General features: G+C 47.0%; 12 protein-coding genes. 5 read left to right on the plus strand and 7 right to left on the minus strand.

Annotation, left to right across the window (positions count from 1 at the left end; all coding sequences use genetic code 11):
* Nucleotides 1-56 precede the first annotated feature (56 nt).
* A complete protein-coding gene (locus FHW36_RS15260; protein WP_246121161.1) occupies nucleotides 57-1325 on the minus strand; it encodes a vanadium-dependent haloperoxidase in 1269 nt (422 codons plus the stop codon).
* A 435-nt stretch (nucleotides 1326-1760) separates the two neighbouring features.
* Here FHW36_RS15260 and FHW36_RS15265 point away from each other — a divergent pair, with 435 nt between their 5' ends.
* Complete coding sequence (locus FHW36_RS15265) at nucleotides 1761-2135, plus strand: chorismate mutase (protein WP_186452467.1); 375 nt, start codon at nucleotides 1761-1763, stop codon at nucleotides 2133-2135.
* Nucleotides 2136-2254: 119 nt separating this feature from the next.
* Here the strand turns inward: FHW36_RS15265 and FHW36_RS15270 are convergent, their stop codons facing one another.
* The 4 genes from FHW36_RS15270 to FHW36_RS15285 all read right to left on the minus strand — a co-directional run bounded on the left by FHW36_RS15270 (nucleotide 2255) and on the right by FHW36_RS15285 (nucleotide 8431).
* Nucleotides 2255-2773 carry a cupin domain-containing protein gene (locus tag FHW36_RS15270; RefSeq protein ID WP_145670432.1) on the minus strand — a complete coding sequence of 173 codons (519 nt, stop codon included), beginning with the start codon at nucleotides 2771-2773 and terminating at the stop codon, nucleotides 2255-2257.
* Nucleotides 2774-2851: 78 nt separating this feature from the next.
* Nucleotides 2852-3421: a Crp/Fnr family transcriptional regulator gene (locus FHW36_RS15275; protein ID WP_145670433.1), complete on the minus strand. Its 570-nt coding sequence runs from the start codon at nucleotides 3419-3421 to the stop codon at nucleotides 2852-2854.
* Nucleotides 3422-3540: 119 nt separating this feature from the next.
* Complete coding sequence (locus FHW36_RS15280; protein WP_145670434.1) at nucleotides 3541-6648, minus strand: non-ribosomal peptide synthetase family protein; 3108 nt, start codon at nucleotides 6646-6648, stop codon at nucleotides 3541-3543.
* 670 nt (nucleotides 6649-7318) lie between these two features.
* Nucleotides 7319-8431 (minus strand): helix-turn-helix domain-containing protein, encoded by a 1113-nt coding sequence (locus tag FHW36_RS15285; RefSeq protein WP_145670435.1) that lies wholly within the window; start codon nucleotides 8429-8431, stop codon nucleotides 7319-7321.
* A gap of 230 nt (nucleotides 8432-8661) precedes the next feature.
* On the opposite strand from FHW36_RS15285, the gene FHW36_RS15290 reads away from it, so the two are divergent.
* Both FHW36_RS15290 and FHW36_RS15295 read left to right on the plus strand, forming a co-directional pair.
* Complete coding sequence (locus FHW36_RS15290) at nucleotides 8662-11538, plus strand: TonB-dependent receptor (protein ID WP_145670436.1); 2877 nt, start codon at nucleotides 8662-8664, stop codon at nucleotides 11536-11538.
* Between the two features lie 29 nt (nucleotides 11539-11567).
* On the plus strand, nucleotides 11568-12377 hold the full coding sequence (locus FHW36_RS15295) for a tyrosine-protein phosphatase (RefSeq protein ID WP_145670437.1): 810 nt from the start codon (nucleotides 11568-11570) through the stop codon (nucleotides 12375-12377).
* A gap of 126 nt (nucleotides 12378-12503) precedes the next feature.
* Here FHW36_RS15295 and FHW36_RS15300 read toward each other — a convergent pair whose 3' ends face one another.
* Nucleotides 12504-13544, minus strand: a complete 1041-nt coding sequence (locus FHW36_RS15300) for a lysylphosphatidylglycerol synthase transmembrane domain-containing protein (RefSeq protein ID WP_145670438.1) — start codon at nucleotides 13542-13544, stop codon at nucleotides 12504-12506.
* Nucleotides 13545-13655: 111 nt separating this feature from the next.
* On the opposite strand from FHW36_RS15300, the gene FHW36_RS15305 reads away from it, so the two are divergent.
* A complete protein-coding gene (locus FHW36_RS15305) occupies nucleotides 13656-14075 on the plus strand; it encodes a hypothetical protein (protein WP_145670439.1) in 420 nt (139 codons plus the stop codon).
* An 82-nt stretch (nucleotides 14076-14157) separates the two neighbouring features.
* Here the strand turns inward: FHW36_RS15305 and FHW36_RS15310 are convergent, their stop codons facing one another.
* Nucleotides 14158-14934, minus strand: coding sequence for a DUF3658 domain-containing protein (locus FHW36_RS15310; protein ID WP_145670440.1), 777 nt, complete (start codon nucleotides 14932-14934; stop codon nucleotides 14158-14160).
* A 178-nt stretch (nucleotides 14935-15112) separates the two neighbouring features.
* On the opposite strand from FHW36_RS15310, the gene FHW36_RS15315 reads away from it, so the two are divergent.
* Nucleotides 15113-16195 (plus strand): alpha/beta hydrolase, encoded by a 1083-nt coding sequence (locus FHW36_RS15315; protein WP_145670441.1) that lies wholly within the window; start codon nucleotides 15113-15115, stop codon nucleotides 16193-16195.
* The last annotated feature ends 90 nt before the right edge of the window (nucleotides 16196-16285 follow it).

The raw sequence follows: 16285 nt of genomic DNA on the forward strand, positions 1-16285 counted from the left end.
GGCGCCTGCCACGCTGAAAAGCATTGGGCAGGCGCTTCGTAATTTGGTGGTTATTGCTAGTAATGCAGCGATAGCACCTGGTTGGCGATCTGTTTACCAGTAGTTTTTCCCGCATCGCTGTCGAAAGTATAATGGATGCCTCCATACACTCTTGAAACAGCGGCTTCATTGATCATATCTGTGAAGTTGTTAAAAGCACGCGGGGTAAAACCGTCTGCTGCTTTTTGATTATCTGTAAAAGCGTAACTGTTGCCAAAGTAAGCCGCCAGGATATTGCCTGTAGCACTGGTAAAGGTTGCATGTCCGGAGGTGTATGATGGGAAAGGAGGAGTGCCTATTAATGGCGTCCACGTACTGTCAATATACCGGTGAATATAGGAAACCGGCCGGATCAGGTTGTACTTGTATTTATATTTCCAGCAAAGAATAGCAGCGTCGTTGAGTCCTATGCCAACCTGCGCCAGCAGGGTGGCGGCGGCTCCCAGTGTTAATTGCTCATCATTTACCAGTTGTGCGGTTAAACCCACCAGGTGTCCGGGAGGAGTAAAGGTACCACCTCCATCGGCCCAGTACTGCGCAATATTCTTTTCCTCCGGGGTTAAAGTCTTCCCTTTTTGATACACTTCATCCGCCGCCCGGTAAAATGGGGAGTCACTGTTGGTCGAAAACGCAGGTGGCATCAGATCTGCTTCTGCTCCTTTCAGCAGGGGCCGGTTGTTTCCCCAATAGGGTAGCATGGCCGGTTGAAAAAGCGGAGGAGTGGGTATCCAGTAACCGGGACCGGTGGGCGGAATATAGTCGCTTGGGAAGTTGTTAAGATAACCGTCTTTCCCCCCGTCAGTGGCAGACCATTGATAAATAGCGGTGGCAATTAGTTTACCAAAATTTACCGAACGCGTAATAACGGCTGCACTGCAGCCGCCACTATGGGCCTGTTGATTATCCTGTTCCAACTGGGCAATTAATGCCAGGTTGGTTGCACTGGCATTAGGAAACAGGCTCCGGATAATTTGTGCCATAGCACTATTGGCAGCAACTGCCCAGTTATATTGCTGTCCTCTTTCCGGCGCAGGCAATACCTGCAACCCAGTTAATTGCCCTGCCAGAGACGGCGCCCTGTTCATGCTACCCAGTACCGCTTCATGCAACGTAACGCCGGTATAGGCAATTGCCCTGGCTGCTACCGGAGGAGTAAATCCTGCACTCTCTTTGATCAGTTTCAATTCCAGTTGGTACCAGGATACAGGTACCGCCACATCACCTGTTGCTGTCAGCGCTTTGGTAATAAGCGCATGTTGAATGCCATCGGATGGAGCTACAGGCACGTCATTTTTTTTACATGCCAGCATGCTGCATATAAAAAGCATGCATATAACACGGGATAACAAACTAGCTTGTTTCATTTTTTTGAAGAATTATTAGGTGTTAAGAAGAAATGGTTAAATAAATCAAATACCGGTCATCTCCTTGATTCATCTTTAAAATAATTTCCTGGCTGATATATTTTATGACTATTTTGAGTATGAAATCAAAAATAAACAGCGGTTACGCAATCTATTCGCGTAGCGGTTTTGGTTCCACTTATGATGCCGGAGTCCGGATCATCGCCAGCCAATAATTATCATGGATGGTAGAATCAGCAATACATTTGGCAGGGTGCTGGAGCGTACCAGCAAGAGTTAGAATAATACCTATACCTATACCTTGGTCTGTTGCCAGGCCCTTCAGAAAGTGGCATTATAATGGTGGAGTTTCAGGCTATGAAAAATATATTGATCATCTTCATTATCGCTTTGGCTGCTACTGCCATTGTGAACAGAGCAAATGGACAAAGTCCGTCCACAAATGGTATTGATACTACCCTTGAAAACAAGCGAAAGGTCATCGACTCCCTCGATAGACAGCTTTTCGAGGTGCTGGGTGCCAGAGAGCGCGTTGTCCGCGAAATAGGTGTTTATAAAGCAGCGCATCATATCGCTCCATTACAGGCGGCCCGCTTTCAAAAGGTATTGGAAAGAGGTATTGAGGCTGGTAAGAAGGAAGGCTTATCAGCTGAGTTTATCACTGAATTACTCAACGCCATCCATAAAGAAAGTTTGAGGATAGAGGAGGCAAGCCCCGATCACAAGCATTAAATACCGCTATCCCCGGGCGCCTGCCATGTTGAAATACATTTTGGCAGACGCCTTTCCTTTTTGTTAAAGAGTAGGAAGCGTAATTTGTTATGTTGCCGGTTGTTGGCTGAAAAGTAACCTTATAAAGGAAGATCTTTTACTGGCAACATATTGTTGACATCTACCGGAAAACTATCATACTTATTATACAGCTTCAGATATTTGGCAGGGTCAACGGGCTGTTCGCTGAGGATGTCTACTAATCCACGGAAGAAGCCTTCTCTTTTTTCTGCCGGATTGAAAATTAATGTGAGTATTACCGCTTCATCCGTATCGTTGGCAAAACCGTGTGGCGTAAATCGTGGCACATACGCCACCGATCCGGGTTGCAGGTGATGTGTATCTTCACCGGCGTACACGGTAAGTACGCCTTTATTTACCATAAAGGTTTCATCCATAAATCGATGGTAGTGCAATCTGGCGCCAATGGTGTGTGGTGGCAATGTGATCTCACACATGCCCAGTTGGCTGTTCGACATTTCGCTGGTTACTTTAAAAACGAAGGAAGCACCTCCCATACCCAATCGTTCTCCCTGGCCTGGATGATGTATGGTGGCCTTATTGGCGAGCTGGTCTTCCAGATAGTCTGTCTTTTTCATAAATGTTGTTTTTTATGAAGACAAAATTCAGGCAAGCCAACCCGAAAAACATTTACAAATGTTGACGTTTCAAAAAAATTATAACTCGGCGCGTATACGACTCAGTTGCGTCGGGGTAATACCAAGATAGGAGGCAATTTCGTGCTGTTTTAGGCGGTGTTCCAGCGCGGGGAATTGTTGAAGGAAGGCTGCGTAGCGGCTTTTACCGGTATCATAGCGCAATGATATTTCCTGTGGCTCTTTTTCTATTACCCAGTGTATTTCCAGGTAACGGATATACAACGCGGCTATATCAGGATAAAGCGTTGTCAGCTTTTTAAATTCATCAAAGTGATATACTAATACAGTGGTATTTTCCAATGCCTTGATGGTGAACTGGCTGGGACTTTGGGTCAACATCGCACTGACCGACGCGGCCAGAAATGTTTCAGGAAAGAAACGTTTGATTACCACATCGCCATTCGGCGCGGTATAGTACTGGGAAAACAACCCCTTTACCACATAGGCCACCAGCCGCGGCACCTGGCCTTCTGCCACCAGCGTTTCATGCCGTTTGTAGGTGCGGCTGGTAATGATATTCCCCCATGCCTGCCGGCTTTCATCCGATAGCGGATGATACATCGTTACTTTTTCCCAGAAGTTGTTCATGGACGTGAATTTAAAAACAAAAAACCTTTAAGCCATGGCACGATAAATTTTTCTTATAGCATATTGTTATCAGGAGGATAAAAAAACGCCGCATGATACGCATCATGCGGCGTTTTTTACTATGCTACCCCAATACCCAGATACTGAAGGTATTGATCCAGTACAGCTTTGTCAAATACAGGCTCCGGTATGCCCGATCCCTGCATGAATTTATCCACGTTATCACGGTGCCATACGTAAGTGTCCTGGTACAGTTCCACTGTGGAAAGCCCCTCATGCATGTTATCCCTGAAGAGACTGGTAAGCGGGTAAAGACGGTTGGTACTATCGTCTTCCCATTGTTTGCGCCAGTCATGGTACGACAGCGGCCGGAGGTTAAAACCATAGGTAGCTATCAGGCGTTGGAAAAACTGTTCCAACGTAAGGTTAGTCTCCGGGGAACAGATCAGGTTAAACTTTTGCCCGATAGCCTCTTTGTTTTTGGTGATGTGTACGATCGCTTTCGCCATATAATCCACTGTAATAAGGCCTTCGCGTAATTCCCGGAGGGCGGGATAAGAGGCGTATTGTACACAGTTTTTTACCAGGCTGGCCCACCATTGATAGGGGGCGCTGGCGCCAGACTGGCTGTGACACATCGCGTATCCGAGGCGGAAAGTGATCACGGGCACGCCTGCTGCTGCAGCGAGATCAGCTACTGCTTCCATCACCCATTTACTTCTGACATAGCCAATGTCTTTGCTTACCGCGAGCAGGTTTTGAGAGATGTCATCGGTTTCTTTCATGATGGTTTTGTGCGTGAATACATGTCCCCAACTGTACACGGAGATGGTGGACAGGAGCGACAGGCACTTCATTTTACCGGTAGCGGCAAAACGAATGATCTCCCGGAGGCCGTCTACATTTGGCTTTTTCATGAAGGAGTAGGGCTCAATAAAGTTCACCGAACTGCCGGAGTGATAGATCACTTCTACTTTGGCAGCCAGCTCCCGGTAGGCCTCTTCAGCAATGCCCAGTGATGACTGCGCAAAATCGCCCACCACGGCCACAATACGATGCCGGGTATTTTCCTGCACGGGGATATGGTAGGTGGCAAAAGCCTGGTGGATTTTATCAAGGGCATGATGTTCATCGCGGGCCCGAACGAGGCAGTACACGGTAGCAGCGGTATTGTCCAGTAGTTCCTGCAGCAGGTGGATGCCCACGAAACCGGTAGCGCCAGTGAGGAGTATTGCGGACTGGCGTTCCAGCACACTGGCATCAAACGGTTGCCGGTATTCCACACCTGGAAGCAGCCAGGCATCCTGTTGCAGCGATACATAAGGTTCTACATCTTCTTCCGGGATGCCGGTATCTCCGGTTGTTACGCGGTTGTCGATCATCGTGGCCAATGCCCGTAGTTCGGGATACTGGTACAGATCGCGGAGATACATTTTAATGTTGAAGCGGTCTTTCAGTTTGGTTACTACAGTGGCTACCAGGAGGGAATCGCCGCCGATGTCGAAGAAGTTATCACCGTGATGGATATACGGCCTTTCCAGTATATCGGACCATACTTCCGCAATGATGCGTTCCGTTTCGCTGATAAGTTCATCCGCTTCCTGGTAACTGCCTGCAGTCTGGGCAGATAAGGCGGCCAGGGCGGCTTTATCTACTTTGCCGTTGGCATTCACCGGCAGTTCACGGACGGTGATAAAACGGGCGGGCACCATATAACCGGGCAGGTCCTGTTTGAGTTGTTGCCTGGCAAGTGCAATGCCTTGTTGTTCGTTAGGATGATCCTGCACAATAAACGCTACCAGTTGTTGCTGCTGGCGGTTGTTATCTACTGCAATGAGTGCGGCGCTTTTCACATGTGGCATCTGCAACAGGGCTGCTTCTATTTCGCCCGGTTCCACGCGGAAGCCGCGGATCTTGACCTGGTTGTCGATGCGACCGAGAAACTGGATGTTGCCATCGGGCAGGCGGCGGGCCAGGTCGCCGGTGCGGTATAACCGCTGACCAGGCATAAAGGGATGCGGCACAAACTTGCTGTCGGTAAGTGCAGGATTTTTAAAGTATCCCTGTGCAATACCAATACCGCTAAGGCATAGTTCCCCAACAGCACCGGGGGCCAGCAGCTGTAGTTCGCGGTCCAGGATAAAAGCCTGCGTGTTGGCAATGGGCTTACCGATGGTCGGGAAGTATTGTCCGTCTACATCTATTACTGGGCGGTGGGTGGCGTACACGGTGTACTCGGTGGGCCCGTAGTAGTCGATCAGCTGGTACGGTAATCCGCTGGTCAATACAGGTTTCATTTGTTCACCGCCGGAAAACAGGTATTGCAGCATTAACCCGGGTGTTTGCCGGCTCAAGGCAACCAGTTCCGGCAACAGTACGGCGGGCGCGAAGGCATGGGTGAGCTGGTTGCTCCGGTAAAACTCCATCAGCAGTCCTGCGTGGGTTCTTTCCTCACTATCAGCGATAAAAAGGGCGGCACCGGACAGGAGGGCTGACCAGCATTCCCATACGGAGATGTCGAATGCGAGGCCCGCTACGAGTGATAGCCGGCTGTTGCTGTTAACCGCATACTGCTGCTTGTGCCAGCAGACCAGGTGCTGAATGGACAGGTGGGAGATCATCACTCCTTTAGGTTGACCGGTAGATCCGGAGGTGTAGATGATGTACGCCAGGTCTGTTGGAGCCGGCATCCGGTCTGGTGCGGTAATCGGCTGGTCCTGGAGAACAGTGAGGTTGTCGAGGTAAACCACCGTGGTGTTGTGTACCTGGAACAATCGTGAGCCCAGCGACAACTGCGTGATGATTACTTTGGCTTCCACTTCTTCCAGGATAAAGGCCACTCTTTTACCGGGATAGATGGCGTCTACCGGGATGTAGGCAGCGCCGGTTTTCAGGATACCCAGCACGGCGATGGCCCATTCGGCACTGCGTTCCAGGTACACCGGCACATAGCTGCCAGTGGAAACACCCTGTGCCAGCAGGTAATGTGCCAGCTGGTTGCTTTTTTCATCCAGCTCCTGGTAGGTGAGGGCGTGGCCCTTGAAAGATACTGCCAGGTTGCCGGGCGTACTGGCGGCCTGCTTAAGAAATAGGGATACTAATGTTTCCCTGGAGTTGTAGTCTTCCCAGGGTGTGTGTGACAGTAATTCAGCCAAATGCTGATTGTCCTGGGTAGCAGCAATAGCTGGCTGTTGCCCATAGGCGTTGTGGTGGATCGCGTGGTCCATAGGATTACGGTTTAAATTAAATTGAGGGTTTAAAAAAGGATTTTCAGAAAAAGTACATGGTAAGTGTTGTCAAATAGTATGGTTTAAAAGGTGAGCAAAAAAGGTTCACATGCATTGTTTGGTATGAAAGATGAGCAAAAAAGGTGTTCACTTAATAACGGACAGGTGGATAGTTTATTGATGATTAAAAAAGCTTCAGGTTTTCCTGAACATGCAAGACCAGGAAAGCATGACGAGATAAATGGTTATTGAGTTTATCATGTTCGACGATGGGCAAATTAAATTGTCACACTGAAATATTACTGCAGTAAAAAAGATTATCAGGCCGTCACCGATATCATTTTTAATGCATACTCTCCCAGTTGTCCATTACCTGTAGTGGTTACTTTGTTTATCGCATCAGCAAGCTTCTCTGGCAATATGAAACCAGTTAGGAGAGTCGTCTGGTCCAGCCCAGGCAACAGAAAAATGGCGTCACCAAGTTGATATTATCCCTGGATGTTGACAACGCCCGCAAATTGCCATCGAGCAGGTGCGAGGCAACGTCCTTTACCTTCCAGAGTCTAGCTGTAAAGCTATATTCCGGCTGCTTATATCTTCGGTTTACAATGCCTCAAAGAGAAGGAGCGCCTCGCAAATGTGAAGGAGCTGCTTACACTTTGCCTGCGTGCTACTCATGCACGGTCACGCCAGGCGCCACCAACGATTTAATATACTCCGTGGGTGTAAGCCCCGTGATCTTTTTAAAATACTGGTTAAAGGATGATTTGGCCTTAAACCCGCAATCATATGCCAATGTCAGCACATTCACCGGCAGCGCCTTTTCGTTCATAAAGCGGATTTGCTCCATGGCCCGCCGGATGCGCCACTCATTGATGTATTGGTAGAACGATTTGCCGGCATAGCTGTTCAGGGTCTCTGAAATGTGATATTTGCTGATGCCTGTTCCCTGCGCAAGTTTGTCGAGGTTAAGCTCCGTATCTGTATATATTTTTGTTTTATGGAGATGTGCTTCCAGCAATTGCAATACCTGCTCTTGGTCTTCGGTACTAAGCTGCATTTTGCGGGGAGGAGCTATCTCTGTCGTTATGGATGGCGTGTTTATTTCCGCTGGCTGTGATCCTATAATGCCCACATATTTGTAGCGGATGATCACCAGGCATATGATTATCAGCAGGGAGTATACCATATCGCGGCAAACAATATTATAAGAGCCGTACAGCAAGTGAAGTGATTGGGCTATTTTAAATCCTATCGAAATAATACTGATCGTGCCCAACAGGTAACTGATATAGTTGATCAGTTTCTTTTCCTGTGGCATATCGGGTAAACGCTTTGCAATGCGGAGTGATAGCGCCGGGAAAAGGAAACCCAGCAACATCATGGTCCAGGTGGTGGATTCATTATAATAATACAACACGGCATGACCTGCTTCCGCAGACCATAAGAGCACACATGCCACCGTAAGATAACCTATCGCCCCAAAAATAAATGGCAGGAAAACATACCACCGCGATGCCGGTATAAATGCCGTGTCCCGCTGCTGACAGGCATACAGGTAGAGTAGCGGCCCATAACAGAAACCAATAAAGGTATTCATCTGTGTACGCACTTCCGGGTCGTTCACAAAAGAATAGATGCAGAATTTAATAGCGAGGTGTGTGGCAATACAGCACAACAATAAGATCAGCAGGTAGTCTGCCTTGCTACGCAGTTTACTGCTACTTAGTAAAGCTACAGCGGTTAACGCCTGAAATGCTCCGATGGCAATAACATAAATCATGTGCGCGGATATGCCATCGAAAGTATAAAACCAATATTAACGCAATGTTAAATGGTCGTTTCTACCCATCATCTCTCCATTTGGTAATGATTTCGTAATACAAGTTAAGGTGTTGATTTTCAACAAAAGTAAGTACGTTTAAACCGGAAAATACGTATACACGTAGCAGTAGTTGGACGTGGTCGGGCACATGGTCAGCAATGTTCACTTTTGCTGAAAAATACCTTCACATGGATCACATTTTTATACCATTAGAACGTCGCTATTGCTGCACATTACTACTCCTGTTGGTGATGGCAGTAACGGTAAAGGCACAAACGATCAAGGGAATTGTCAACGGAAGAGAAGGACATCTGCCCGGCGCATCTGTACAAACCGCCGGCAACAAACAAGGTACAGCTACCGATCTAAATGGTGCATTCACGTTAAACGTACATGCCACCGGCAAGATAAAGTTGCTGGTATCTTATATTGGACATGAAACACAAACCCTGGAACTGAACCTGCAAACTGGTATCAACGATGCCGGGACCATCGTCCTTGTACCTACGGGTGGTAGGCTGGGAGAGGTACTGGTAAAAGGAACCATGGCGCCTTCCACCGTAAAAGCATTGAGTATTAAAAAAAACTCGCTTGCTATCATGGACGTGATCGCTGCCGATGCCATCGGGAAGCTGCCGGACCGCAATGCGGCTGAGGCGGTGCAGCGTGTACAGGGCGTGGCAGTGGCCCGCTACCATGGAGAGGCCGATGCAGCCACCGTAAGAGGTACGCCTTTCGCCTGGACGTCGACCCTCTTCAATGGCAGCCGCCTGCCCAGCGCCAATGTACTTGGCAACCGTAACTCGGTGCTCGACGCTGTACCCTCAGAAATTATACAGTATGTACAGGTGGCCAAAGCGATCACGCCCGATATGGAAGGCGATGCTATCGGAGGCGCTATTAACTTCATTACCCGCACAGCCCCCGCTAAAAGAACCCTGAATGTAAGCGCGGCTGGTGGGTATAATACCTTTTCGAAAGATGCTACCTATAATGCCTCACTGGTGTATGGCGACCGCTTTTTCAAGGATAAGCTGGGCGTGATGATCGCCGGGGCTATCTGGGATCGTCAATGGGGAACGGATGCCTTTGAAGTGGCCTATAATACCGCTTTGCCCGATCCTGCTCAGCAGAAATCCCTCAGCACTGCTATGCTCAAGCGCTATATGGGAAAACGCCAGACCTATGGGGCTAATGTGGGGCTCGAATATAAGTTCAATTCCGCCAATAAGGTATTCTTTCGCGGACTTATGGATAAATTCAATGATATACGCCCGGTATACGAATCCTATGTAGACTACAACAACAGCCGCTATCAGTATAATTACCGCTACTCTTACTACCAGACAGTGCTCAACGGCGGGGAACTAGGCGGTGAACATCAACTGTCCCCCAAAGTAAAAATAGACTGGACTATCAGCGACTACTATACGAAATATTTCCTGGAAACGCCGCCTACCAACAATAACAAAGGATTACCCATTGCTACTTTCCGACAGAAAATAACCGGAGGGTTTAATAATCTCTCTGCAGATGGAAAACGGTACTGGGGCTTCGATTCGCCCAATGGGACAGGGGGCGATCCGTTGCACTTTGATGCCGGTATTAAAAATAACGGAGAAGTAATGGATCCTTCAAAGCTCACGTTACAACAGCTGGTTATTGCGCAACTGGATACAAAGGAAGAGGACAAAACCGCCCAGCTGAACTTTAAGGTAAGCGCATCTTCCAGGATAAACCTGAAGTTCGGTGCTAAATACCGCCATAAAGACCGCACCGGTATGTATGGCTCCAACATCGTATACCTGCCGGGAGCAACGCTGGGCATTCCGAATTCACCAGCCCTGTTGCCGCTGAGTAGCTTGCAAACCACCGACTTCCCCGTGAGAGATGGCTTCTTCAAAGGGCTGAAAGGTAATTACGACCAATTCATGGTTACCCCGCTCACTAAACAACAATTATTTGATTTATACGATACGGCGGCGCTGCGCAAAAACGGTTTCGCAGACTATACCCCGAAATCCAATGCTACTAACATTTACACCGGTACGGAAAATGTGGCGGCAGCCTATGCAATGGCAGAGGTGGATGTTACTGATAAACTGAAAATGATTGCCGGTGTAAGAAATGAATATACCGCCTTCACCCTGCATGGATCAAAAGCTACAACAGAAGGAACACCGAAGCAAACCACTATTACGCAGGCTACCGTGAAGAATAACTATAATGCCTTGTTGCCGATGTTGCATCTTAAATACAGTATCAATGACCAGGCAAATCTTCGTGCCGCCTATACCCGTACCTTCATCCGCCCTAATTTCACAGATCTTACCCCGGGAGAATCGGTAGACAATACCGGCTCCAATGTAACCATTACCAAAGGAAACCCCGATCTGCAGCCCACTTTCTCCAATAACTTCGACCTGATGGGCGAATACTATTTTAAAAATATCGGTCTTATTTCGGGAGGTGTTTTTTATAAGCAGGTCAGCAACGTGATCTTTGCAGATAAGCAATATTATACCGACAATGGTGTGAACTATGTGGTAGCACAGTCGAAAAACCTGAATAATGCTTCTCTCGTGGGTCTGGAAGCGGGCATCAACAAACGGTTCGATTTTCTGCCGGGCATACTCAGTGGCTTAGGCGCGGAGCTGAACTATACGTACATCAGTTCAACTGTAGAGGTGCCCAGAACGGTAAGCGGAAATAAGCTCACGGATAAAACGAGCCTTCCTAACCAATCGCGTCATCTCTTTAACAGTATCCTGTTTTATGAACGCAAAGGTGTCATGATCCGCATTGCAGGCAACTATAGGGGCGCTTCAGTAGAAACCATTAACCAGCAACTAGGTAAGGATTTCTATATCTGGACGGATAAGAATTTTACTGTAGATGCTTCTGCCACTGTTAACATCACTTCCAAAATACGGGCGTTTGCAGAGCTGAATAATATCACCAACGAGCCACTGAAAACCTATATGGGCGACAAACGCCGTATTGCGTCGGAAGAGTGGTACGGGGGTCGCGGTCAGGCCGGCATCCGCTGGGATATCATCAAATAAATCATCTCACAAAAAATAAAGAATTTAATATGAAAAGAATCATTTTGGTACTGGCAGTGGCCATACCGGGGGCAACTTTCGCCCAGTTAGCTGATAGCGCTCAACGGGTAGTGCACATGCAGGGAACGGTGAACTTCCGCGATGTGGGAGGATATACCACCAACGATGGTAAGAAAGTGGCATGGGGAAAAGTATTCCGCTCTGCTGATGTAAGCCACTTAACGGACCAGGATCTCCGGGTGCTGGAGCAAAAGCATATTCATACGGTGATTGATTTCCGTGGCGTGAAAGAAGCCGCTGCGGCGCCGGATCATTTGTTGCCCGAAACAGATTATCTCTTATGTCCTGCAGGAAGCGATAGTCTCCCAGGGGTGGCACAAATGGCAGAAGTCATTAAGAAAGGTGGTTTCCTGGAGAAGTTTTACGGCAATACCCAATACCTGGGCAATCGTTATAAACCCTTGTTCCAGAAACTGCTGGTGCTCCCTGTCAATGAATCCATCATGTATCACTGCACCGGTGGCCGCGACAGAACCGGTATGGCTACTGCGTTGTTCCTCTACGCGCTGGGCGTACCGCAGCAAACCATTGAGGCCGACTTTACCGCCAGCAACATATATCTGTTGCCGATGAATAAACGAATGTTCCAGGGCTTGCAGCAAAATACTGGTCTCGATGAAGAAACCATCCGCAAGGCATTAGAACTGAAACCGGAACTACTGCATAACTTTTTCAGCGCTATTAAAGGTAAATATGGTACGGTAGAAAATTTCTTTGAGAAAGAGTTGGGTATTGGCGAAAAGGAGCGGGCGATCCTGAAAGAGAAGTATACGAATTAGCTACTTAAGCGGAGGGGCTTGCCTCTCCGCTTAAACTATTTCAGATCCTGATGGGAAGCCTTTTTACATATGCCGTAATACGGACAATCTTGCGCGGGTCCATACCAATTTTGGATCGCTATTACATTAGTTATTTTGATTCAAGCTGCTTTTATGCAGTTCTCTTCTGTACATTATCAAACCCACCGGCATCGGCAACCAAAAGGAAAGAAGCCTGTAAAGTAGCGTCACCACGATGGAAGTCCCTACCGGCGCTCCCAGGCTCACCAGGAAGTAAACCATGCCACTTTCATAAACGACAAGGGAACCAGGCGATATAGGTAAGATGGAAATGATCCTGGTACACATAAAAGCCAGGAGAACAACCAGGGGCGATATTTGAACGCCCATACCCCAAAATAGCGAGAATACCGTTAAACTATCAACTGCCAGTACCAGGAGTTGAAATATTACGGCGTTCACAACTTTCCTGGGTTCCTTTTTCAGGAATTGGTGTTGCGATTGCCCACCTCGTGAGAAATCGGGCGACAACTTCTTGCCTATAAATTTTATTTTCTTAATTTTTTTGTAAATGCTCATAAGCGTTTTTTGTTTGCCTGCGAGCAATATAAGCGTGCTTAAAGACAGGAAGATCACAATGCCTGCAAACAGGACAATCTTTATAACATGGGGCGACTTATAAAATAATAAACAAAAGAGAAGAAGCGGGAGGACCAAAGCTTCAATGGCTGCATAATAGCAAACCATTTCTGTGACAATCAAATTGACACTGTCTCTTGCAGACAGTTTGAATTTTTGCAGAAATCTGAAAATATAAGTATTGCCACTAATACCACCCGAGGGAACTGTTTGGTTAAAGAACAGGGCAATAACTGCTGCTTTAATAAGTTCCCATATTGAAGGCTGCTGCTGTAATTTGTGGGCCTTCAACAAAATACCATAAACAACAGCTGCAAATAAATAAGTTAATAACTGGCAGCATACGGCTATCACTAACCAATATATCTTCACCCTCTCAAGCAGCAATACTTCTTTTTTGATCTCAGGGAGATAATGGGCGACAAGTACAATGGCAAATACAATGAAGATAACTGTCCATACCCAGTATGAAAGCCGGACCTTTCCGCCGGGCTTAACCGTACCGGTATGTGTATTATTTGCAGGCATTCATGATTAGGATTATTTGTACTTCTATATGCCTTTATAAATTTAAATGATAATTTAAATTCCAGCAACACAACAATTGGTATAAATTATTTGTATAAACGACAATAATTTATGATCTTGCTACCAGCGACTGAATATTTTGCCGGGTATCCCGGAACAGTGGTCCGCATTATTTTCGCACGCCAGGCAGCGGACGCCACGAAGATACCACCATTAAAGCTGGTACAATATGATTACCAGCTAAGAACAGGCTGCCAGGAAGAGATGAGGATGCTGATAAACATCATCTACCAGTTTGATGTATATATTTCTGTGGTTACTGTGGCGCGAGCAAGGCCGTTCTGTTACGTCCGGGCATTACCCAGGTATAAAAATATCATTGACATCGATGGTTTGTTTCATTCCTCCCTGGAGAAACCAGTGTCGAACAGGTATACTTATCAGCTGAAAACAGGTATTACCACAGATCGCCATGGGATGATCATTATTGAAAATAAAGGATTGATAGGGTTGATCCGCAAGGGGAAATAAGGGCATGACTATTATGGCAGATGATTGTTTTATTTTCAAACCAGCTGGGTAAGAAGAAGGCTTGTGGCGATGTTATTGGATTTCAGGCGCCGGAACGCTTCACTTCAAACGCCCTCATCGAAGTGATATTTCCTCTTGCCTTTAATTTACCCGCCTCCACAAGTGCCTTAATCCTTCCGCTGGCTAAAACTTCGTTCACCGGGTTGCGGGGATGGCTAAGTCCCATTGTTTGCCCTACAATCCGCACGGCTGATCTCCATCGTGTTGGGTGACAGTATTCTAAAATCTCATTATCATGTGTAGACAGGTCGAGAAAAAGTAGCTGACCATTCTCGTCACATTCCCGCAGTAGTTCTGGCCGGGCCACAATCCTTTCGTATTCGGCTGCCAGCTCGTCCCGTGTGGCGGTATCCAGTTGCCTGGCCTGCGTAATATATGGAGCCAGCTCCCTATCGTTGTAAACATAAAGGCTATAGTTTCCATAATGTGGAGGCGGTTGCACTACCCAAAGGGCAACCGCCGCAGCTTTTAACCACCAGCAAACCATACGTACAAACACATAGTCATTGCCGTCGCCGCCAGCCCAGATAACTACGCGATCAACCGGGCAATCCCGTAAACGTTGCTGTAGTTGACGCCAGATTTCAAAGGCATCACTACGGTAAGAGTAGAGGTTACCCATACCATTGTCAAAAATGAGTCCACGCAAATATTGAATTCTCTTTTTACCATCATCCAAAGGCCCAATGCCCGGGTACTCATCGAAACCCAATGCCTCTCCCGTGAGCAGCTTTTGACTGATGGCATTGCGAAGGGCGCCGGCTGTACTTAATAGCGTAGTAAGGTGTAAATCTTTCATATAGTGAATATGTAGCTATAATATGAAGGTATAAAATAGGAGTGATTTGTGCAGGTTCGGTTTGACGAAGAACAGAAAAAGTAGTAATTATTATTGTATAGATGACGTTTAATATTTAAATTTAGGCTTATTAATTGGATATTACCCAAGCTGATTAAATCCCCTAATTACAGCTACTATGATCAAAAACAGAACTATCTTTAGTTTAGTCATCTGCTGCCTGGTATCATTATCTACCATACCCGGCTTCGCACAAAAGAAAGAAAACGCTCACGGTACGGTACAACGGATAAAAATTCACAGTAAACTACTGGAAGGAAATCTTAGTGGCGATAGCGCCGACCGTTATATATCCATTTATTTACCTGCCGGTTATCAATCCGAAAGTAAGAAACGCTATCCTGTTGTTTATTTTCTGCATGGTTATACAGACAACGATGCCAAGGTATATGGATTCCAGCAACATTGGATGACGCTGCCTGCTATCCTGGATACCGTATTTGCCAAAGATCGGGTTCATGAAATGATCGTTGTTACCCCCGATGCCTATACGCTTTTTCAGGGCAGTATGTATTCCAATTCTGTTACAACAGGGAATTGGGAAGACTTTGTTGCCCGGGAACTGGTAAGTTATATCGACAGCCATTACCGTACGCTTCCGGGAAAGGAAAGCAGGGGCATCTGCGGTCATTCTATGGGTGGTTATGGCGCCTTCCGGATTGGCGAAAAGAACCCGGATGTCTTTTCAGCGGTTTACCTGCTGAGCCCCTGTTGCATGGCTTCCCCTGAAGGGCCGGTAACGGCGCAGACTTCGCAGTTTCTTCGCGCAGATAGCATCAAGACTATCGAAGCCTTTAAAAAGGCTGATTTTTTTACCAAAGCGCTCTTTGCCTCGGCGGCTGCATGGTCGCCTAACCCGGCAAATCCGCCGTTTTACCTGGATCTTCCGGTGAAAGATGGCCACTTGCGGCCAGAAGTGCTGCATAAATGGGATGCGAATCTTCCATTGAATAATTTGGATCAATATATTTATAACATCAGGAAGTTAAAAGCAGTGGCCTTCGACGCCGGAGATAAGGACAAAGGCATTGCGGAGAGTATCGAAAAATTGGATGGCGAGTTAAACAAATATGGTATTGCGCATTCATTCGAAATTTATGATGGCGACCATATCAATCGGGTAGGAAAACGGATTGAAGAAAAAATGCTGCAATTCTTTTCGAAAAACTTATCGTTTACAGGAAATAAAACCAGCAAATAAGGACATTTCCTGGCGGCTACGGCTACGCTGGAAGGCTACAGCAACATACGGCAACCGATATCATGCGCTTACCTGAATAGGGTACACTAC

This window comes from Chitinophaga polysaccharea, assembly GCF_007829335.1.
Classification (GTDB): domain Bacteria; phylum Bacteroidota; class Bacteroidia; order Chitinophagales; family Chitinophagaceae; genus Chitinophaga; species Chitinophaga polysaccharea_B.